Source organism: Pseudomonas sp. NPDC088890 (genome assembly GCF_044900155.1).
GTDB classification, from domain to species: domain Bacteria; phylum Pseudomonadota; class Gammaproteobacteria; order Pseudomonadales; family Pseudomonadaceae; genus Aquipseudomonas; species Aquipseudomonas urmiensis.
On record NZ_JBJDNG010000012.1, the window covers coordinates 1,941 to 22,026 of the forward strand.

At 63.3% G+C, this 20,086-nt stretch carries 14 protein-coding genes and 1 pseudogene; 5 read left to right on the forward strand and 10 right to left on the reverse strand.

The genetic code is table 11. From position 1 onward, the window contains the following. Positions 1–440: 440 nt before the first annotated feature. Together ACI2JX_RS21115 and ACI2JX_RS21120 are read right to left on the reverse strand one after the other, a co-directional pair. Entirely contained in the window at positions 441–1,727 is a 1,287-nt protein-coding gene (locus ACI2JX_RS21115; protein WP_404690922.1) for an NAD(P)/FAD-dependent oxidoreductase, read from the reverse strand. 126 nt (positions 1,728–1,853) lie between these two features. Beyond that, the gene (locus ACI2JX_RS21120) at positions 1,854–3,344 is read right to left on the reverse strand and encodes an aldehyde dehydrogenase family protein (RefSeq protein ID WP_312152074.1); all 1,491 of its coding nucleotides are present in this window, start codon (positions 3,342–3,344) and stop codon (positions 1,854–1,856) included. 136 nt (positions 3,345–3,480) lie between these two features. Between ACI2JX_RS21120 and ACI2JX_RS21125 the strand changes: the two genes are divergently transcribed. After that, on the forward strand, positions 3,481–4,368 hold the full coding sequence (locus tag ACI2JX_RS21125; protein WP_404690923.1) for a LysR family transcriptional regulator: 888 nt from the start codon (positions 3,481–3,483) through the stop codon (positions 4,366–4,368). Between the two features lie 215 nt (positions 4,369–4,583). Beyond that, positions 4,584–5,978, forward strand: a complete 1,395-nt coding sequence (locus ACI2JX_RS21130) for a VOC family protein (protein ID WP_404690924.1) — start codon at positions 4,584–4,586, stop codon at positions 5,976–5,978. 166 nt (positions 5,979–6,144) lie between these two features. On the opposite strand, the gene ACI2JX_RS21135 is transcribed toward ACI2JX_RS21130, so the two are convergent. The 3 genes and pseudogenes from ACI2JX_RS21135 to ACI2JX_RS21145 form a co-directional block, all read right to left on the reverse strand. Beyond that, positions 6,145–7,011: a methyl-accepting chemotaxis protein gene (locus ACI2JX_RS21135; protein ID WP_372353291.1), complete on the reverse strand. Its 867-nt coding sequence runs from the start codon at positions 7,009–7,011 to the stop codon at positions 6,145–6,147. After that, a pseudogene (locus ACI2JX_RS21140) lies at positions 7,006–8,127 on the reverse strand (Cache 3/Cache 2 fusion domain-containing protein); the annotation flags it as partial. The pseudogene ACI2JX_RS21140 and the gene ACI2JX_RS21135, both read right to left, overlap by 6 nt. Before the next feature lie 189 nt (positions 8,128–8,316). Further along, positions 8,317–9,246: a LysR substrate-binding domain-containing protein gene (locus ACI2JX_RS21145; RefSeq protein ID WP_264233958.1), complete on the reverse strand. Its 930-nt coding sequence runs from the start codon at positions 9,244–9,246 to the stop codon at positions 8,317–8,319. A gap of 157 nt (positions 9,247–9,403) precedes the next feature. On the opposite strand from ACI2JX_RS21145, the gene ACI2JX_RS21150 reads away from it, so the two are divergent. Beyond that, on the forward strand, positions 9,404–10,792 hold the full coding sequence (locus ACI2JX_RS21150; RefSeq protein WP_404690925.1) for a NorM family multidrug efflux MATE transporter: 1,389 nt from the start codon (positions 9,404–9,406) through the stop codon (positions 10,790–10,792). Between the two features lie 115 nt (positions 10,793–10,907). Here ACI2JX_RS21150 and ACI2JX_RS21155 read toward each other — a convergent pair whose 3' ends face one another. Continuing rightward, positions 10,908–12,572 (reverse strand): bifunctional diguanylate cyclase/phosphodiesterase, encoded by a 1,665-nt coding sequence (locus tag ACI2JX_RS21155; RefSeq protein WP_264233962.1) that lies wholly within the window; start codon positions 12,570–12,572, stop codon positions 10,908–10,910. A 339-nt stretch (positions 12,573–12,911) separates the two neighbouring features. Here ACI2JX_RS21155 and rep point away from each other — a divergent pair, with 339 nt between their 5' ends. After that, on the forward strand, positions 12,912–14,921 hold the full coding sequence (gene rep / locus ACI2JX_RS21160) for a DNA helicase Rep (protein WP_186553000.1): 2,010 nt from the start codon (positions 12,912–12,914) through the stop codon (positions 14,919–14,921). 64 nt (positions 14,922–14,985) lie between these two features. Further along, positions 14,986–15,558, forward strand: a complete 573-nt coding sequence (locus ACI2JX_RS21165; RefSeq protein ID WP_264233965.1) for a xanthine phosphoribosyltransferase — start codon at positions 14,986–14,988, stop codon at positions 15,556–15,558. 142 nt (positions 15,559–15,700) lie between these two features. Here ACI2JX_RS21165 and ACI2JX_RS21170 read toward each other — a convergent pair whose 3' ends face one another. The 4 genes from ACI2JX_RS21170 to alr all read right to left on the reverse strand — a co-directional run bounded on the left by ACI2JX_RS21170 (position 15,701) and on the right by alr (position 20,061). After that, on the reverse strand, positions 15,701–17,563 hold the full coding sequence (locus tag ACI2JX_RS21170) for an acetyl-CoA hydrolase/transferase C-terminal domain-containing protein (protein WP_404690926.1): 1,863 nt from the start codon (positions 17,561–17,563) through the stop codon (positions 15,701–15,703). 208 nt (positions 17,564–17,771) lie between these two features. Continuing rightward, complete coding sequence (locus ACI2JX_RS21175; protein ID WP_312153681.1) at positions 17,772–18,194, reverse strand: c-type cytochrome; 423 nt, start codon at positions 18,192–18,194, stop codon at positions 17,772–17,774. 135 nt (positions 18,195–18,329) lie between these two features. Next, positions 18,330–18,878, reverse strand: a complete 549-nt coding sequence (locus ACI2JX_RS21180) for a cupin domain-containing protein (protein ID WP_186553003.1) — start codon at positions 18,876–18,878, stop codon at positions 18,330–18,332. Between the two features lie 109 nt (positions 18,879–18,987). Then, positions 18,988–20,061, reverse strand: a complete 1,074-nt coding sequence (alr, locus tag ACI2JX_RS21185) for an alanine racemase (protein ID WP_404690927.1) — start codon at positions 20,059–20,061, stop codon at positions 18,988–18,990. Positions 20,062–20,086: the final 25 nt, after the last annotated feature.

Consider the following 20,086-nt stretch of genomic DNA (forward strand, 5'->3'; position numbering starts at 1 on the left):
CCCGCTCCCACATGAATCGCACATAACTTAACTATTGTGGTGGGCCTCTAGTAGACGGGAATCACTGTTGATGCAGAAGCCTACGGTGGTGAAAAAAGGCGGCTTCCTGAGTTGGCTGCACGAGTGACTGTGTGTCAGTACTGGCCTCTTCGCGGGCAAGCCCGCTCCCACAGGGACCGCACATAACTTAACTATTGTGGAGAGCCTCTAGTAGACGGGAATCACTGTTGATGCATCAGCAGACGGTGATGAACAAAGGCGGTTTCCTGAGTTGGCTGCACAGTTGAGTGTGCCAACGGGTTATTAGGCGTGGGAGCGGGCTTGCCCCGCGATAGCGGCAGGGATTGCCCAGATGGCGCCTGTTCTGCCGCCATCGCGGGGCAAGCCCGCTCCCACGAGCTGCTCCCACGGCCCGCTACTGGGACGCAACAGACCTCGACTTAGAGCACCACCCGCAGGCACTGCCCCGCGTGATACAGCGAGAAACCCGACTCGTAGAAAGCTGTGCGCAACGACGGCGCGCTGACCGCCTTCATCGGCGAGAACGGCACCGGCAAACTGTCCGGGTCGTCTTTGAGCAGGAACTCGGCAAACGCCCGTCCGATCACCGTTCCGGTGGTGTTGCCACGGCCGTTGTAGCCAGTCACCGCCACCAGCCCTGGGGCCGGTTCGAACAGGCGCATCAGGTGGTCCGGGGTGAAGTCGATGCAGCCCGTCCAGTGCATCTCCCACTCGACCTTGCCCAGCTCCGGGTAGTAGTGGCTCTGGATGCGATCGGCCCAACTGCGCACGAACCAGGCTGGCTTGTTATCGACCCGGCCGAGGCTGCCAAGCAGCAGCCGGCCCTGGTCGTCACGACGAATGCTGCTGAGCACGGTGCGGGTGTCCCACGAGCCCTGGCCATGCGGCAGCACCTTGTCGGCAGCCGCACCCTGCAAGGGCGTCGAGGCGACCTGGTAGTAGTAACCACGGAAGAAGTGCTTCTGGAGATTGCTCCAGTCGCCTTCGGTGTAGGCGCCGGTGGAAATTACCACCTTGTCGGCGCGTACCGAGCCGCGCGCGGTCTTCACCCGCCAGCCATCACCCTCGCGCTCCAGGCCTTCGACCGAGGACTGCTGGAACACCTTGCCGCCTAAACGCGCCACGGCGCCAGCCAGGCCTTGGGTGTAGCCCATGGGGTTGATGGTGCCGGCGCGGCGGTCGAGCAGCGCGGCGGAGATCTTGTCGGTACCGCAGTATTCCTGGCATTGCGCGCCGGTCAGCAACTCGACATCGGCGCCACGCCGGGTCCATTGCTGGTGGCGAGCCTCAAGGTCGGCGATGCCGGTGGCGTTGTGCGCCATGTGCAGAGTGCCTTTGTGCTGGGCCTGGCAGTCGAGGCCAAGCCGCTCGATCATGGCGAACACTTCGCCAGGCGCATCGCCCAAAGCCTTGTTCAGGCGGCTCCCCTGCTTGTGGCCCAAGGTGGCCTCGACGTCATCGGGGCGGATCCAGGTGCCAGCGTTGACCAGGCCGACGTTGCGCCCCGAGCCACCGTGGCCGATCTTCCAGGCCTCAAGCAAGATCACCGACTTACCCTGTTCGAGCAGATGGATCGCGGCAGACAGGCCTGTGATGCCGCCACCGATCACACAGACATCGGCCTGGTGTTCACCAGCCAGGGCCTGGCTGGCGACGGTAGGCTTGGTGACGAATTCCCACAAACATTCTTGACGCAATTGGGGCATGACCGGCTCCAGCATATTGTTCTTATTGCGGGTCGGGCCGCGTAGGCCCTATCGCGGGTCAAGTCGCGGCGGTGCGCCGCTGCGACGTGTCCCGCGAACGGGGGCGATGGCCCCCGCCTACGATCATCAGTCGAACACAATCCCTTGCGCCAGCGGCAGCTCACGCGAGTAGTTGACGGTGTTGGTCTGTCGACGCATGTAGCCTTTCCAGGCATCCGAACCGGACTCACGGCCGCCGCCAGTCTCTTTCTCGCCACCGAATGCGCCGCCAATCTCGGCGCCGCTGGTGCCGATGTTGACGTTGGCGATACCGCAGTCACTGCCCGAGGCGCTCTGGAAGCGCTCGGCTTCGCGGATGTCGGTGGTGAAGATGCACGAGGACAAGCCTTGTGGCACTTCGTTGTTCAGGCGCAGCGCCTCTTCGAAATCGTCATAGGCCAGCACGTAGAGGATCGGCGCGAAGGTTTCGTGACGGACCACGTCGCTCTGCCCTGGCATCTCGGCGATGGCCGGCGAGACGTAGTAGGCATTGGGGTACTCGGTGGCCAGCTGACGCTCACCGCCAAACACCTGGCCGCCCTCGTCGCGGGCCTTGGCCAGCGCACCTTGCATGGCATCGAACGACTGCTTGTCGATCAGCGGGCCCACTAGGTTGTTCTCGCGTGGATCACCGATGCGCACTTTGCCGTAGGCGGCTTTGACGCGGGCCACCACTTCGTCCTTGATCGAGCGATGGACGATCAGCCGGCGCAGGGTGGTGCAGCGCTGGCCGGCAGTGCCGACAGCGGAGAACAGGATGCCGCGCACGGCCAGGTCCAGATCGGCGCTCGGCGCGAGGATCATCGCGTTGTTGCCACCGAGTTCAAGAATGCTGCGGCCAAAACGTGCAGCCACCCGTGGGCCGACTTCACGGCCCATGCGGGTGCTGCCGGTGGCGCTGACCAGTGGGACACGCACGTCATCGACCAGTGCTTCGCCGGCTTCGCGGCCGCCAATGACCAGCTGGGCCAAACCTTCAGGGGCATCGCCAAAGGCTTTCAGGGCTTTGTCGAACAGCGCCTGGCACGCCAGGGCGGTCAGCGGGGTCTTCTCCGAAGGTTTCCACACCACGGCGTTACCGGCGACCAGCGCCAGCGCGGTGTTCCATGCCCAGACCGCGACCGGGAAGTTGAAGGCGCTGATCACGCCGACCACGCCCAGCGGGTGCCAGGATTCACGCATGTGGTGGCCAGGGCGCTCGGAGGCGATGGTCAGGCCGTACAGCTGGCGCGACAGGCCTACGGCGAAGTCGCAGATGTCGATCATTTCCTGTACTTCACCCAGGCCTTCCTGAGTGATCTTGCCGGCTTCGACCGAGACCAGCTCACCGAGGTCGGCCTTGTGTTCGCGCAGCACTTCACCGAACAGGCGCACCAACTCACCGCGACGCGGGGCCGGCACACTGCGCCAGGCTTCAAAGGCAGCATGGGCCTGGTCGATGCGCGCAGTGGTCTCGGCCTTGCCGAGCAGCTTCACCGTGGCGATCTGGCTACCATCGATCGGGGTGTGAACAGGGTAGTCGCCCTGGGTGTAAGCCTGGGCAGCGACGCCTAGACGCTCGAGCAATGCAGCAACCATTGTGCTTCTCCTACATCGGGTGAAGGGTGGTAAAGGTGATGTGGATCAGTATTAATCCGATCACAGCGGTGCAACAAACGACCTTTATTCCGCATATCATTCCCTCAGCTCATGATCCCTTGCCATAGAGACTGCTATGTCCAAACGTCTGGTGCCGTCGATGACGGCCCTGCAGTGCTTCGAAGCCGCAGCCCGTCACTTAAGCTTCACCCGCGCCGCAGAAGAACTGCACCTGACCCAGAGCGCGGTCAGCAAGCAAGTCGCGCAGCTCGAAGAGATGCTGCGCAATCACCTGTTCCTGCGTATTCGTCGGCGCCTGCAACTGACGCCGGCCGGCAGCCTGTACCTGGCCGAGGTGAACAAGATCCTCAACCAGGTCGACATGTCCAGCCGCTACATCCTGACCTATGGCGAGCAGACCGAGATATTGAAGGTAGCCACTCAGCCGAGTTTTGGTGTGCGCTGGTTGATTCCGCACCTCAAGGGTTTCGGTAAACGCCACCCGAACATCCACCTGGATATCCGCAACGAGATGGAGCCGTTCTCGCTGCTGCAAGGCTCTGCCGATGTGGTGTTCTTCTTTGGCCAAGGCACCTGGCCGGGTGCAACGTGCGTGGAGCTGTTCCGTGAAGAGGTGGTGCCGGTGTGCGCGCCAGAGCTGCTACAGGGGCGCGAGTTGACCGATGCGGCGCAGGTGGCGGAGTTGGTGCTGATGCAGAGTGCGTCGCGGCCAGAAGCATGGCATGAGTGGTTCCTGGAACAGGGGCTGCATACCGATAACAGTTACCACGGGCCGCGCTTCGATACGTTCTATATGGCCTTGAGTGCTGCGCAGGCAGGCTGTGGGGTGGCGTTAGTGCCGCGCTATCTGGTGGAAAAGGAGCTGGGCGATGGCAGCCTAGTGATTGCCTGGAATCATGCGATGCGTAGCCATGGCGCGCATTACCTGGCGTTTGCCGAGCACGCGGCAGAGGTGCCTAAGGTCAGGGCTCTGGTGGAGTGGACGCGGGAGCAGTTGGGGTAGGGAGATTTTTGCGGCTGCTTTTGAGCCCATCGCAGCGGTTGGGCGGCGCTGCGAAGCCCTGTGGGAGCGGGCTTGCCCGCGAAGGGCCGCACAGCGGCCCCAACACAGCTAACATCGATCGAAAAGGGAATGACACCTCTACTTTTTTTCGCTTGTGGCCCATGTGCATTCCCCGCTTTCATGTAACGGTCCCATTCACCACCAGGAAGCTTGCGATGCCCGCCCATGATTTCGTCAGCCCAGACAGCATCCGCGCGCAGTTCTCTGCCGCCATGTCGCTCATGTACAAACAGGAAGTGCCCCTCTACGGCACGCTGCTGGAGCTGGTAAGCGAGATCAACCAGCAGGTTATGCAGCAGCAGCCGCAGGTCGCCGAGGCCCTGCGCTGGACCGGTGAAATCGAGCGGCTCGACCAGGAACGCCATGGCGCCATCCGCGTCGGCACTGCTGCCGAGCTGGCAACCATTGCCCGTCTGTTCGCAGTCATGGGCATGCAACCGGTCGGCTACTACGACCTAAGCTCGGCGGGTGTACCGGTGCACTCCACTGCATTCCGCGCGGTGCACGAGCAGTCGCTGCATGTCAGCCCGTTCCGGGTGTTCACCTCGCTGCTGCGCCTGGAGCTGATCGACAACCCGCAACTGCGCGCCCTGGCCGAGAGCATTTTGGCCAAGCGGCAGATCTTCACCCCGCGTGCACTGGAGCTGATCGCCCAGTGCGAACGCGATGGTGGCTTGAGTGCAACTGACGCCGAGGCGTTCGTCAGCGAAGCGCTGCACACCTTCCGCTGGCACCAGGACGCGACAGTCACCGCCGAGCAGTACCAGCAACTGCACGACCAGCATCGCCTGATCGCCGATGTGGTGGCGTTCAAAGGCCCGCACATCAACCACCTGACCCCGCGCACCCTGGACATCGATGCGATCCAGGTTGGCATGCCGGCCAAAGGCATCCCGCCTAAAGCGTTGGTCGAAGGCCCGCCCACCCGCCGTCACCCGATCCTGCTGCGCCAGACCAGCTTCAAGGCGCTGCAAGAGAAGGTTGCGTTCAGTGATCAACACGGCAGCGAGGGCAGTCACACCGCACGTTTCGGCGAGATCGAACAGCGCGGTGCGGCGTTGACCCCAAAAGGCCGCCAGCTCTACGACAAGCTGCTCGATGCCACCCGCGCGGCGCTGGGCGGCGTGCCTGCCGAAGCCAATGCCGAACGCTACCGCACATTGCTGGCGCAGACCTTTGCAGCCTTCCCCGATGACCTGACGCAGATGCGTGAGCAGGGCTTGGCGTATTTCCGCTATTTCGCCACCGACAAGGGTTTGGCCGCACGCGATCTGGCCGAGCGACCGAGCGATCTGCAAGGGCTGATCGATGCCGGGCATGTGCATTTCGAGGCGTTGGTGTACGAGGACTTCCTGCCGGTGAGTGCGGCGGGGATTTTCCAGTCCAACCTGGGCGACGATGCGCAGGCGGAGTACGGCAGCAATGCCAACCGCGAGGCCTTCGAAGCGGCGCTGGGGTTGCAGGTGCAGGATGAATTGGCGCTGTATGCGCAGAGTGAGCAGCGCTCGTTGCAAGCGTGTGCGCAGGCGTTGAGCCTAGGCTCGTTGTAATGCTTTAGATTGCTAGGGGCCGCTTTGCGGCCCTTCGCGGGCAAGCCCGCTCCCACAAGGGCGGCGCCATTACAGGCCCCCCGCTGATTTAGGAACAGCGGGAACCCTGTGGGAGCGGGCTTGCCCGCGAAGAAGCCCGCCGAGTCAGTGCAGATCTTGCAGCCGATCAGTTCACCCGAAACCGATCGACTTCCTGGCGCAACTGCGCCGCCAACCCTTCCAGCTCCCGCGCAGTGGTGGCCAGCTCATTGGCCACATCGCGCTGCTCACTGTTGGCCTGGGCGATGCTCTGCAGATTGCGGCTCAGTACGTTCGCCGTACTGCTCTGCTCCTGGGTCGCGGTGCTGATCGCGGCAAACTGTTCGCCCGCGCTGCGGCTCTGTTCATCGATACGCGCCAGGGCGTCAGCCACCTTGTCATTACGCTCCAGGCCTTCCTGCATCAGGCGGTTGCCCTGCTCCAGGGTGCTGATGGCATGCCCGGTCTGCTGCTGAATGCTGCCAATCATCGCGGAAATTTCATCGGTCGCCGAGCGAGTACGCGCAGCCAGGCCACGCACTTCATCGGCAACTACGGCAAAGCCACGGCCCTGCTCGCCTGCGCGGGCGGCTTCGATGGCGGCGTTGAGCGCGAGCAGGTTGGTCTGTTCGGCGATGGCGGTGATCACTCCAACGATGCCGCCAATTTCCTGCGAGCGCGCACCGAGGGTGTCCATCACCTCGGCAGTGCCACCCAAGGCATCGGCAATCTGGCGTAGCGAGGCCGACGCTTCGTCCATCGCCGAGCGCCCCACCCTGGTGTGCTGGACGTTGTCGCGGGCCATGCGCTCGGTGCCAGCCATGTTGTCGGCGATGTTCATCGAGGTAGCGCTGAACTCTTCCACCGCACCCGCCATGCTGGTGATCTCGCCCGACTGCTGCTCCATCCCCTCACAGGCGCCGGAGGACAACCCGGCCAGCGAACGCGCGCGGCCACTGACTTGCTCGGAAGCGCTGCGGATGTGCTCGACCATGGTCGACAGCGCATCACCCATCTGGTTGAAGCTGCGCGCCAACTGGCCGATCTCGTCATGACTGCTGACGGCCAGGCGCGCACTCAAGTTACCCGCGCCCAAGGCTTCGGCCTGACGCACCAGGTCACCCAGCGGGCGCAGCTTGCGTCGCAGCAGGAACAACGTCGCGGCCACTGCCAACAGCATGGCCAGCAGGCTGCCGATGGCCAGCCGCAGGCCGACACTCCAGGTGACGTCGCGGATTTCTGCTTCAGGCATGCTCGCCACGACAGTCCATGGGCCTTCGGCAAACGGCATCGCAACGCTGAACACCTGCTCTTTGCCACTGGCCCAGAAGCTGCCGCTGCCCGGCTGCGCCGCCAGTGCCTTCACTGCTTGTGCAGCGCTATCGGGGTCGCGCACATCGGCCGGCTGGACCAACCATTTACCCTGCTCGTCGAGCAGCGCCAGCGAGCCGGTGTGGCCAATACGAAAACGCTTGAGATTGGCCAACTGGGCGTTCTGTGCGTCGGTGTAGTCGAAGCCGACGAACAGTACGGCGATCACCCGCCCGCCGCCATCGCGCACTGGCACGTAGCGGGTCATGTAGTTGCGTTCGAATAGCAGCGCCCGGCCGACATAGGTCTGCCCGGCCATCAGCTTGGCATACGCCGGGTGCTGGCGGTCGAGCTGGGTTCCGATGGCGCGGCTGCCGTCCTGTTTGGTCAGCGAGGTGCTGATGCGAATGAAGTCGTCGCCGCTACGCACGAACAGCGTCGCGACACCAGCAGTCATCTGCTGGAATTCGTCGACTTGCCGGAAGTCGTTGTTCAGCAGGTGCTCGCCCAGGTACAGGGCCGGGGTGGCTTGGCCTGCGACACTGACGGTTTCTCCTGCGTGCAGCGCCAGGCCAGAAGCGAAGCGGCGCTCGAACAGGCCGCTCAGGCGCTGGGTGTTGTCCTTGAGCGAACCGTGGAAGGTATCGAGCTGGTCAGCCAGCAGCCGCGCTTCGCTGGCCAGGTGTTCCTGGCGGGTGGCGAGGTTGGCGCTGTCCAGCGAACGCAGGGCGAACAAGGTACTACCGGTGATGACCAACGCCAGCACGATGGCGAGGGCGATACCGAGTTGCGAGGCAATCCGGGCACGGGGTTCAGACATGAGGAAGCTCCTGGCAAGAGGCCGGGATCATCCTGATCACGCTGACCGCCCACTTCGATCTACGGGGAAACGCATCCTCTAGCGGGACGCTGGTGCCACTGAATCGGCGTCGCGGGCGAATACTTGAGTGTCGGACCGGGAGATTCGCAAACGTTTTCTACGCAGTAGGGCCCGCTCCCTCGCGTCTTGTTAGGCGCCCGCCGATAGGATCTGTACATCGGGCAGATCCATAGCCGCTGCCTCTTCCTGCAAAAACCCACTGAGCCGGCGCAAGCGCTCGCCACCCGGCCGGGTCCGCGGCCACACCAGGTAGTAATCCATGCCGCTTGCCACCGCCGTCGGCCACGGCAGGCTCAGCCGCCCCTGCGCCACATCCTCGGCCACCATCAGCAAATCGCCCATGGAGATGCCGTAGCCACGCGCCGCGGCAATCATCCCCAGCTCCAGGGTATCGAACACCTGCCCGCCCTTGAGCGAGACCTTGTCGCTCAGCCCCATGCGCGCCAGCCAGCTGCGCCAGTCACGTTTGTCCGGGGTTGGGTGAAGCAGCTCAATGCCGGCCAGGCGCCGCTCATCCCACAGCCCCTCCTTGAGCAGCTCCGGCGCGCCGACAGGGATCAGCAGTTCCGAGAACAGCCGGCGCACTTCCCAATCCGCAGGGAAGACGCCATCACTGAGCAGCACCGCGCAATCGAACGGCTCCTGATTGAAGTCCACATGATCGACATCCATCCAGGCACTGGTCAGTTGCACTTCGTTGCCCGGCTGCAGGTGGCGAAAGCGGCTCAGCCGCGCCAGCAACCAGCGCATGGTCAAGGTCGAGGGGGCTTTCATGCGCAGAATGTCATCTTCGCCGCGCAAGGTGTCGCAGGCTCGCTCCAAGGCGGCAAAGCCATCGCGCACCCCCGGCAACAGCACCCGCGCAGCCTCGGTCAGTTGTAAGCTACGGCCGCTGCGCACGAACAAGCGACAGGCGAAGTGCTCCTCAAGGGTACGGATATGCCGGCTGACTGCACTCTGGGTGATCGACAACTCTTCGCCCGCACGGGTGAAAGAGCTGTGCCTGGCTGCGGCCTCGAATGCGCGCAGCGCATACAACGGAGGAAGCTGACGGGACATATCGCACCTATGATCTGGGGGCATGCAAGTGATCTTGGAAATCATACAGGCATGAGTAGAACTCATGCCAACGATCGCATTTATCCTTTTGTGCAAAGTTGACCAAAGCCTCAGAATCCTCGCCTTGCCCCACCCCCAAGGAAAAAGGACCCTACCCATGCATGTCGCGCCCACCACTGAACTCAAGGCTTTGCTGCGCCTGGCCGGGCCGCTGATCGCCTCGCAGTTGGCGCACATGCTGATGGTGCTCACCGACACCCTGATGATGGCCCGCATCAGCCCGCAGGCCCTCGCCGGTGGCGGCCTGGGTGCGGCGAGCTATTCGTTCGTGTCGATTTTCTGCCTGGGGGTGATCGCCGCAGTCGGCACCCTGGTGGCGATTCGCAAGGGCGCAGGCGACATTGCCGGCGCCACGCGCCTGGCCCAAGCCGGTATCTGGCTGGCCTGGGGCCTGGCGTTGGGCGCAGCGCTGGTGCTGTGGAACCTGGGGCCGGTGTTGCTGATGTTTGGCCAGCAGCCGGCCAACGTCGATGCCGCCATGCAGTTTCTCACCCTGCTGCCGCTGGCCCTGCCCAGCTACTTGACGTTCATGGCCCTGCGCGGCTTTACCAGCGCCCTGGGCCGCTCGACCCCGGTGATGGTCATCAGCCTGGTCGGCACGGTGCTCAACTACCTGTTCAACCATGCCTTGATCGAGGGCATGTTCGGTCTGCCCAAGCTCGGTTTGATGGGCATCGGCATGGTGACCGCCCTGGTTTCGCTGGGCATGGCCATCGCCCTGGCCTTGTATATCCGCTGGCACTCGTTCTATGCCGCCTACCCGCTGCGCAAGGGCCTGTCGCGGCCGTCGTTGCCAGCACTGCGCGAGCTATGGCGCCTGGGCCTGCCGATTGGTGGCACGTATATGGTCGAGGTCGGCTTGTTCGCTTTCGCCGCGTTGTGCATGGGCGTGCTGGGCAGTACCGAGCTGGCCGCGCACCAGATTGCCCTGCAGATCGTGTCTACCGCATTCATGGTGCCGACCGGTTTGTCCTATGCGGTGACCATGCGTGTAGGGCTGTACTTCGGCGCCGGTAATCTGCTTGCCGCACGCAGTGCCGGGCGGGTAGGCATCGGCTTTGGCGCACTGCTGATGTTCGGCTTTGCTGCGCTGTTCTGGCTGTTGCCGCAAGAGCTGGTGGGGCTGTTTATCAACCGTGATGATCCAGCGTTTGCCGGGATCTTCCAGCTGGCGGTGAGCCTGGTGATGGTGGCGGCCTGGTTTGAATTGTTCGATGGCGTGCAGACCATCGCCATGGGTTCGATTCGCGGGCTGAAAGACGCCAAGACCACGTTCCTGATTGGCCTGTGCTGTTACTGGCTGGTAGGGGCGCCGGCGGCCTGGCTGTTTGCCTTTAACCTGGGCGGCGGGGCGGTAGGGATCTGGTGGGGGCTGGCGTTGGGGCTGGCCTGTGCTTCGGTGGCGCTGACGTTTGGTTTCGAGTGGCGGATGAAGCGGTTGATGCGCAAGGCTGGGATTGGCGGTAAGGCGGCGGTTTCGGCTTGATCTTGAGGCCCTCATCGCGGGGCAAGCCCGCTCCCACGCATGCGACACCCCGTGTTGGAGCATTGCGTGGGAGCGGGCTTGCGTGGGAGCGGGCTTGCCCCGCGATGAGGCCAGATCAGACAGCGCAGATACCCGCTGCTGGCGTGCGTGTCAGATACTCGATCAACTCCCCCACCGGCAACGGCCTGCTGACCAGGAACCCTTGCACCTGATCGCAACCAAAACCGCGCAGTAACGCCATCTGCTCCTCACTCTCGACCCCTTCGGCCACGACCTCCAGGTTGAGGTTATGCGCCAGGTTGATCATCGCGTGCACCAACTTGCGGTTCTCCTCGCGCATTTCCATGCCACCGACAAAGCTGCGATCGACCTTGAGCAGGGTGATCGGCAAGCTGTTGAGGTGGACGAACGAAGAGAACCCGGTGCCGAAGTCATCCAGCGAGAAGCGCACGCCCAGCCGGCCCAGCGCATCCATGGTCTGGCGCACCAGCTCATTGCGGCGCATCACCGCCGTTTCGGTCAGCTCGAACTCCAACCAGCGCGCATCGACGCCATGCTCGATGATCAGCCGGCTCAGGGTCGCCAGCAGCTGGCTGTCCTGGAACTGGCGAAAGCTCAGGTTGACCGCCATGTGCAATGGCTGCAGGCCGTGTTCGCGCAGCGCCTGCATGTCACGCAGGGCACGCGAGATGACCCAGTAACCCAACGGCACGATCAGCCCGCTCTGTTCGGCCAACGGCACGAACTCGCTGGGTGCCAGCAAACCGCGCTCCGGGTGATTCCAGCGCACCAGCGCCTCAAGGCCAACGATACGGCCATCGGCAAGATTGAGTCGCGGCTGGTAATGCAGCTCCAGCTCATCGCGGCGCAAGGCGCGGCGCAGCTCGCCCTCAAGGTCGGCAAGGCTGCGGGCGTTGCGGTTGATCCGCTCGTTGAACACATGGAAGGTGCAGCCCTGGCTGCTCTTGGCCTGGCGCATGGCGATGTGCGCGTGCCACATCAGCGGGTCGGCGCCCCCTTGTGCGCGGGCGTGGGCCAGGCCCAGGCTACAGCCAACCAGCAGGCTTTCTCCATCGATCCAATACGGCTCGGCGAGGGCTTCGACGATGCGTTCGGCGATCCACTCGGCGCGATTGGCATCGCGGCGGGTGTCGATCAGCAGGGCAAATTCGTCGCTACCCAGGCGGGCCAGCTGGTCGCCGGCATCCAGCTGATGCTTGAGACGGGTGACCACTTGCAGGATCAGCCGATCGCCGCCCTGGTGGCCCAAGGCGTCGTTGACGTGGCGAAAGTTGTCCAGATCGAGATGACCGAGGGCCACGCCGCGGCCGTCGTTCTCGGCCAGGCGGGTAGTCAGCAGGGCCTGGAAGCCCTGGCGGTTGGCGATGCCGGTCAGTGGGTCTTGCTCGGCCAGGCGCTGCAAGGTGGCCACCAATACGCCCCGTTCACGCACATGGCGCAGCGAGCGGCGTAGGGTGTCGCAGGTCAACTGGGCCTGCACCAACCAGTCGCTGACCCCGGCGGGAGGTGCCTCAGGCTCATGCTCCAACAACAGGATGGTCGGTAGGTCGCAGCGGCCGGGGCTGGGCAGCAAGGCCGGGGTGGCCAGCACCACAGCCTGGCGGTCGTGGGCAAACAGGCTGTCGACGGCCTCCCAGTTCGGCGCGGTCAGCAGTACCGCGCTGCCCGCCAGTGGCTTCAAGCAGTCGCGCAAACAGGCGGCCCATTCCGGCTCATCGGCCAACAGCAGCAAACGCAAGGGTTCGACAGGCGTGGACAAGCTGGCTCCTTAGGGCTTGGTCGGTAGTACGGTGAACGCGAAGTATCCTACCTCATGATTGAAAATGATTTTCACTTTAATACATACCCTTCCATGGCCTGCGGTCCGACGTATTTTGTCGTGCATCCTGCGCGAAAGTTGGCTGAGCGGCAAATCCGATTTGCGTGGTCCTCATCACGGGACAAGCCCGCACCAGCGGTATCTCACTGACGGTGCAAGAGAGGACTTGACCCGCGATGAGGCCACAAAAGTCTGACTCTGGCGTCAGACGGTCGCGCCATAAGCACCACTTGCCTGTTAGAATGCGCGGCTATTTTCTGGCGACCCCCGGTTTCTAGCATGTCCCGACTCAATCCCCGGCAACAGGAAGCCTGTGACTACGTCGGCGGCCCTCTTTTGGTGCTCGCCGGTGCAGGCTCCGGCAAGACCAGCGTGATCACGCGCAAGATTGCCCACCTGATCCAGAACTGCGGCATCCGCGCCCAGTACATCGTCGCGATGACCTTTACCAACAAGGCCGCGCGCGAGATGAAGGAGCGGGTCGGCACCTTGCTGCGCGCCGGGGAAGGCCGTGGGCTGACGGTGTGCACCTTCCACAACCTGGGCCTGAACATCATCCGCAAGGAGCATCAGCACCTGGGCTACAAGCCGGGGTTCTCGATCTTCGACGAGACCGACATCAAGGCGTTGCTGTCGGACATCATGCAAAAGGAATACTCCGGCGACGACGGCATCGACGAGATCAAGAACATGATCGGTGCCTGGAAAAACGACCTGATCATGCCCGCCGAGGCCCTGGAGAACGCCCGCAACCCGCGCGAGCAGACCGCCGCCATCGTCTACACCCACTACCAGCGCACGCTCAAGGCGTTCAACGCGGTGGACTTCGACGACCTGATCCTGCTGCCGGTCAAGCTGTTCCAGGAAAACCCAGAAGTGCTGGAGCGCTGGCAGAACAAGGTGCGCTACCTGCTGGTCGACGAATACCAGGACACCAACGCCAGCCAGTACTTGCTGGTGAAGATGCTGATCGGCATGCGCAACCAGTTCACCGTGGTGGGCGACGATGACCAGTCGATCTATGCCTGGCGTGGCGCCCGTCCAGAGAACCTGATGCTGCTCAAGGACGACTACCCGTCCTTGAAAGTGGTGATGCTCGAGCAGAACTACCGCTCCACCAGCCGCATCCTGCGCTGCGCCAACGTGCTGATCGCCAACAACCCGCATGCGTTCGAGAAACAGCTGTGGAGCGAGATGGGCCACGGCGACGAGATCCGCGTGATCCGCTGCAAGAACGAAGAAGCCGAGGCCGAGCGGGTAGCCATGGAAATTCTCACCTTGCACCTGCGCACCGACCGCCCCTACAGCGACTTCGCCATCCTTTACCGGGGCAACTACCAGGCCAAGCTGATCGAGTTGAAGCTGCAGCACCACCAGGTGCCGTATCGCCTGTCGGGCGGTAACAGCTTCTTCGGTCGCCAGGAGGTCAAGGACCTGATGGCCTACCTGCGCCTGTTGGTCAACCCGGATGACGACAACGCCTACTTGCGGGTAATCAACGTACCACGCCGGGAAATCGGCTCGACCACCCTGGAAAAGCTCGGCAACTACTCCACCGAGCGGGGCGTGTCGATGTACGCCGCCAGTGACGAGATGGGCCTGGGCGAGCACCTCGACGCGCGCTATACCGAGCGCTTGCAGCGTTTCAAGCATTGGCTCGATGGGGTCCGCCAAAAGGTGGCACTGGACGACCCGATCGCCGCGCTGCACGAAATGGTCCGCGACATCGACTACGAGAACTGGATCCGCCAGAACACCGCCAGCGACAAAGCCGCGGATTTTCGTATCAGCAACGTCTGGTTCCTCATCGATGCGCTGAAGAACACCCTCGAGAAAGACGAAGAGGGTGACATGACCATCGAAGACGCCATCGGCAAGCTGGTGCTGCGCGACATGCTCGAGCGCCAGCAGGAAGAAGAAGAGAACGCCGAAGGCGTGCAGATGATGACCTTGCACGCCTCCAAGGGCCTGGAATTTCCCTACGTGTTCATCATGGGCATGGAAGAAGAGATCCTCCCGCACCGCTCCAGCATCGAGGCCGACACCATCGAAGAGGAGCGGCGCCTGGCTTACGTGGGCATCACCCGCGCGCGCCAGACCCTGGCCTTCACCTTCGCCGCCAAGCGCAAGCAATACGGCGAAATCATCGACTGCACGCCCAGCCGGTTCCTCGACGAACTGCCGCCGGACGATCTGTCGTGGGAAGGCCTGGATGATGCGCCGGTGGAAGTCAAAGCCGCGCGTGGCAACAACGCATTGGCCGATATACGGGCCATGCTCAAGCGCTAATCACCTTTAAACTTTGCCACAGCACATCGCCGTGGCCATTTTTGCTACATCGAGGAATACACCAGTGGAAGCACTGCAGCAGAAGATTCGCGAAGAAGGCATCGTGCTTTCCGACCAGGTTCTCAAAGTCGACGCGTTTCTCAACCACCAGATCGACCCTGCGCTGATGCAGCTGATCGGTGACGAATTCGCCCGTCTGTATGCAGACAGCGGCGTGACCAAGATCGTCACCATCGAAGCCTCGGGCATCGCCCCGGCGGTGATGACGGGTCTGAAGCTAGGTGTGCCGGTGATCTTCGCCCGCAAGCACCAGTCGCTGACCCTGACCGAGAACCTGCTGACCGCCTCGGTGTATTCCTTCACCAAACAGACCGAGAACACCGTGGCGATCTCGCCGCGTCACCTCAACAGCAGCGACCGGGTACTGGTGATCGACGACTTCCTGGCCAACGGCAAGGCATCGCAAGCGCTGATCTCGATCATCAAGCAGGCGGGCGCAACCGTTGCTGGTCTGGGCATCGTCATCGAGAAGTCGTTCCAGGGTGGGCGTGCCGAGCTCGATAGCCAGGGCTATCGCGTTGAGTCGCTGGCTCGGGTGAAATCGCTGGAAGGCGGCGTGGTCAGCTTCATCGACTGATGGTGGCTTGATTGGGGCCGCTGCGCGCCCCTTCGCGGGCAAGCCCGCTCCCACAAGTTCTGCGTTGTTCACATCACCTGTGATCGACTCGCACTCTGTGGGAGCGGGCTTGCCCGCGAAGGGGCGCGCAGCGGCCCCAAAATCAGCGAGTCGCCTGCAATCCGGCCAGCAATAACCGCTGGTACAGCTCCTCCTTCAGCCCCTGCGGCTGCTCCAGCCCCATCCGCGCCAGCTGCGTCGGATAGGCCTCAGGCGCCGGCGCATCCAGTGCCGCCTTGCCCAACTGCAACACCTCGCTCAGCTTGAACTTGCTCTTGAGCCAGTTCAGCGCCCGCAGCAAATCCCGCTCTTCGGCGGTGAAATCACTCCCCAGCGGATACTCCGGGAACAACCGCGGATGATGTTCACGCAGCGCCTCAAGCCGCTCAGGTGTGTTGTCCCTGAAGCGCTCGTCCAACTCGAAATCCTTGGCCAGCTTGCCCGCCGCCTTGGCCTGCTCCATCAATTCAGCCTGAAAGCGTGAATCGCTGATCGCCAGCAACCGCGCGATCACCTCGCTGTCAGTCTGCCCGCGCAGGTCCGCAATGCCGTACTCGGTCACCACGATGTCGCGCAGATGACGGGGAATGGTGCAGTGGCCATAGGTCCAGAACAGGTTCGAGGTCACCTCGCCGCCCGCCTCGCGCCAGCTCCTGAGCAGCAGAATCGAACGCCCGCCTTCCAGCGCATGGCCCTGGGCAACGAAGTTGTACTGGCCGCCGACGCCGCTGAGCACGCGGCCATCTTCCAACTGATCGGCCACCCCGGCGCCTAGCAGGGTCATGCCGAACACCGTGTTGATGAAGCGAGCATCGCGGCGCTGACGGCGCTTGAGTTCTTCCTGGCCGTACAGTTCGTTGATGAAGCTGATGGCGGTCATGGCGTATTGCTTGCGCTGCTCCAGCGGCATCTCGCGCAGGCGCTGGTAGAACGCGCGCGGACCGAGGAAGAATCCGCCATGCACCAGTACCCCGTGCTCATCGGCAGGCCTGCGCACCACGCCAGCTTCGGCCAACGCCAAGAGGCCGTTGACGAACATTTCGCTGCAGCCATACAAGCCTTGGGCGAATGCATCCAGGCCACCTTCCCTGTCGATCAGTGACTGCCAGGGGCCGACGTCCAGCTCGCTGAGCAAGGCGCGGTAGCCCTGGTTGTCGCCCTGACGCGCCAGCAAGGCTGCAGCCACGGCGTCGCCCATGGCGCCGATGCCGATCTGCAGGGTGCCGCCGTCACGCACTAGGGTGCTGGCGTATAAACCGATGCAGTGATCCTGGGTCACAACCGGCATATTGGGGGTCGAGAACAGCCGCCGCTCCTCCGGCTCGTCGATCAGCACGTCGAACGCCTCTCGCCCCAGCTGCGCAGCACCCGGCATGTAGGGCAACTCGCTGTGCACCTGGCCGAGGATCAGGATGGTTTCGCCAGCTGCGCGACGCTTGGCGATCATGGGTAGCAGGTCGAGGGTGATGTCCGGGTTGCAGGCCAGGCTCAGCTGATCAGGATGCTCCGGGGTTGCGGCCACCAACTGCGCCACCAGGTTGAGGCCCTTGGCGTTGATGTCGCGGGCGGCATGGCTGTAGTTGCTGCTGACGTAGTCCTGCTGGGCCATGGCGCTGTGCAGCAGGCTGCCGGGCTGCATGAAGAACTGCTCGACGCGGATGTTCGCGGGCAGTTGGTCATTGCGCAGGTCGGCGAGGTAGTCGAGCTCTTGGTAGTCGGCGAACACCCGTTCGATGAAGGGTTCGAGGAAGCGCCGTTGCAGGCCGTCGCCCAGCGGTGGGCGGCCCAGGGTCAGCGCGGTGTAGATGGTCAAGCGGCGTTCCGGCAACCCGCGAATTCTGGCGTAGAGCGCATTGACGAAGGCATTGGGCTTACCCAGGCCCAGGGGCAGGCCCATGTGGATGTGCGCCGGCAGGTGAGCGAGGACATGCTCGACCGCCTGGTCGATGGAACAGCTGTGGGCCATCTGTGCCTCCTGTGACATCCGTGCATTCAGGGGTTGGACCGTGGGCAGCCTGCAATTGCTGCATAGGCCTATTCGCGGGCAAGCCCGCTCCCACAGGGTGAGCGATGATCCCTGTGGGAGCGGGCTTGCCCGCGAAAAGGACAGCACCCATTCAAGCCCGCAAACACAAAGCCCGCCAAACGGCGGGCTGTGCAAATTCAGTTAAGGCTCAAAGGCCAGACATCTTCTTGATCGCAGCCTTGAGCTCTTCATCCGAGCAATCGGCGCAGGTGCCTTTCGGCGGCATGGCGTTGATGCCGGTGATCGCCTTGGCCAGGATGCCATCCAAGCCGCCCTGGTGATCGGCGCGCTCTTTCCACGCGGCGGTATCGCCAATCTTCGGCGCATTCAGCAGGCCGGTGCCATGGCAGGCGTTGCAGTGCTTGGCGATAACCTCATCAGGCGTCTTCGCTCCACCGCCGCTGGCAGCGGTTGCCACTTCCATGCCTTTGCACTCCTGGCCCTGGACACACACCTGGCCGACCGGCTCCAGGCGCTTGGCAAGTTCATCGTTGGTCGCTGCGTGTGCATTGAGTGCCCAGAGGGCGAAAACGGCTGCTGGTACGGCCAGCATCTTCTTGATTTGGTTCACGCGTACACCCTCATGGTGGCTAATCACGCCCGCAGCCACGAATTGCGGGCGTTGAAAAGTATAGCGGGATCCCAACAGGCGTGAAACGACCACACACTGGAAAGGGGTATTGGCGAAACAATACGCTGCGCTGGATCAAAAGTTCGACGGCGTGGCAGCGCTGATCAGCCGGGCAGGCTCGTTGAAGGGGTTGCGAAAACGGTGCGGGCGGGTGCTTTCGAAGTAGTAGCTGTCGCCGGCTTCGAGCAGGAAGGTCTCGGTGCCGACCACCAGCTCCAGGCGGCCTTCGAGCAAGATGCCGGTCTCTTCGCCATCATGGGTCAGCATTTCTTCGCCGGTGTCAGCACCCGGTGGATAAACCTCGTTGAGGAAGGCAATCGCCCGATTGGGGTGCGACTTGCCGACCAGCTTCATGGTCACCGCACCATCGGAGATATCGATCAGCTCGTGTGCTTTGTAGACGATCTGCGTGGGACTCTCCGACGCCAGCTCGACCGAAAAGAACTCGACCATGGACATGGGAATGCCGCTGAGCACCTTGCGCAGGGAGCTGATCGACGGGCTCACGCTGTTCTTCTCGATCATCGAGATGGTGCTGTTGGTTACCCCCGCGCGCTTGGCGAGTTCACGCTGGGACAGGCCCTTGAGCTTGCGGATGGCTTGCAGTCGTTCGCCGACGTCCAAAGCTGGAGCCTCCTGAAACGGTCGAGATGGGGTCGAATGTGAACGATATCATGGCAATGCCGTTCAGTATTTACAACACTCGAGACCCCAGCCTGTCCGCTTCAGCGCCTTATTCGCCGATATAGTCCAGCGGCACGCGTTTGAGGTTGCAGAAGATCTGGTAGGGGATGGTGCCCGCAGCCATCGCCACGTCGCTGGCCAGTACCTGCTTGCCCCACAGCTCGACCGGGCTGCCCAGGGTCGCTTCGGGGATGTCGGTGAGGTCGACGCAGAGCATGTCCATCGACACTCGACCGATCAACTGGCTGAGCTTGCCGGCGACCATCACCGGCGTACCGGTAGGCGCCAAACGCGGATAGCCATCGGCATACCCCATGGCCACCACGCCGACGCGGGTCGGGCGCGGGCTGACGAACTTGGCGCCATAACCCACCGGCTCGCCAGCCGGCAGCTCGCGCACGCTGATGATCCGCGATTGCAGGGTCATCACCGGCTGCAAGCGTGCGGCCTCAGCCTGGGCGACTTCGAACGGGGTAGCGCCGTACAACATGATGCCGGGGCGCACCCAGTCGCTTGGCACGTGCGGCCAGCCCAGCACTGCCGGGGAGTTGCGCAGGCTGCACTCGGCGCTCAGGCCCTGACGGGCGGCTTCGAATACCGCCACCTGTTGCGCCGTCGCGTCGACGTTCAACTCGTCGGCGCGGGCGAAGTGGCTCATCAGCACGATGCGCGCAACCTTGCCGCTGGCCAGCAGGCGCTGGTAAGCGTCGTGGTAATCCTTCGGATGCACGCCAACCCGGTGCATGCCGGTATCGAGCTTGAGCCAGATCTTCAGCGGCTTGCTGACTGGGGTCTGCTCGATCGCTTCCAGCTGCCACAGCGAGTGCACCACGCACCACAGCTCATGCTCGCTGATCAGGGCCAGTTCGCTGGCCTCGAAGAAGCCTTCGAGCAATAGCACCGGGGCCTTGATGCCCGCCGCACGCAGCTCCAGGGCTTCCTCGATGCAGGCCACGGCAAAGCCATCAGCCTCGGCCTCGAGCGCCAGGGCACAACGTACCGCGCCGTGGCCATAGGCATCGGCCTTGATCACGGCAAGGGCCTTGGCGCCGGATAACTCACGGGCCAGACGGTAGTTGTGACGCAGGGCTTGAAGATCGATCAGGGCACGGGCGGGACGCATGGCGGCAGCCTTTTGGCAGTTCTGG

What these genes read in the sequence shown, in the direction of transcription:
- ACI2JX_RS21115 (WP_404690922.1), bottom strand. Translation starts at nt 1,727, where the DNA reads ATGCCCCAATTGCGTCAAGAATGTTTGTGGGAATTCGTCACCAAGCCT.
- ACI2JX_RS21120 (WP_312152074.1), bottom strand. Translation starts at nt 3,344, where the DNA reads ATGGTTGCTGCATTGCTCGAGCGTCTAGGCGTCGCTGCCCAGGCTTAC.
- ACI2JX_RS21125 (WP_404690923.1), top strand. Translation starts at nt 3,481, where the DNA reads ATGTCCAAACGTCTGGTGCCGTCGATGACGGCCCTGCAGTGCTTCGAA.
- ACI2JX_RS21130 (WP_404690924.1), top strand. Translation starts at nt 4,584, where the DNA reads ATGCCCGCCCATGATTTCGTCAGCCCAGACAGCATCCGCGCGCAGTTC.
- ACI2JX_RS21135 (WP_372353291.1), bottom strand. Translation starts at nt 7,011, where the DNA reads ATGGGTGATGCGCTGTCGACCATGGTCGAGCACATCCGCAGCGCTTCC.
- ACI2JX_RS21145 (WP_264233958.1), bottom strand. Translation starts at nt 9,246, where the DNA reads ATGTCCCGTCAGCTTCCTCCGTTGTATGCGCTGCGCGCATTCGAGGCC.
- ACI2JX_RS21150 (WP_404690925.1), top strand. Translation starts at nt 9,404, where the DNA reads ATGCATGTCGCGCCCACCACTGAACTCAAGGCTTTGCTGCGCCTGGCC.
- rep (WP_186553000.1), top strand. Translation starts at nt 12,912, where the DNA reads ATGTCCCGACTCAATCCCCGGCAACAGGAAGCCTGTGACTACGTCGGC.
- ACI2JX_RS21170 (WP_404690926.1), bottom strand. Translation starts at nt 17,563, where the DNA reads ATGGCCCACAGCTGTTCCATCGACCAGGCGGTCGAGCATGTCCTCGCT.
- alr (WP_404690927.1), bottom strand. Translation starts at nt 20,061, where the DNA reads ATGCGTCCCGCCCGTGCCCTGATCGATCTTCAAGCCCTGCGTCACAAC.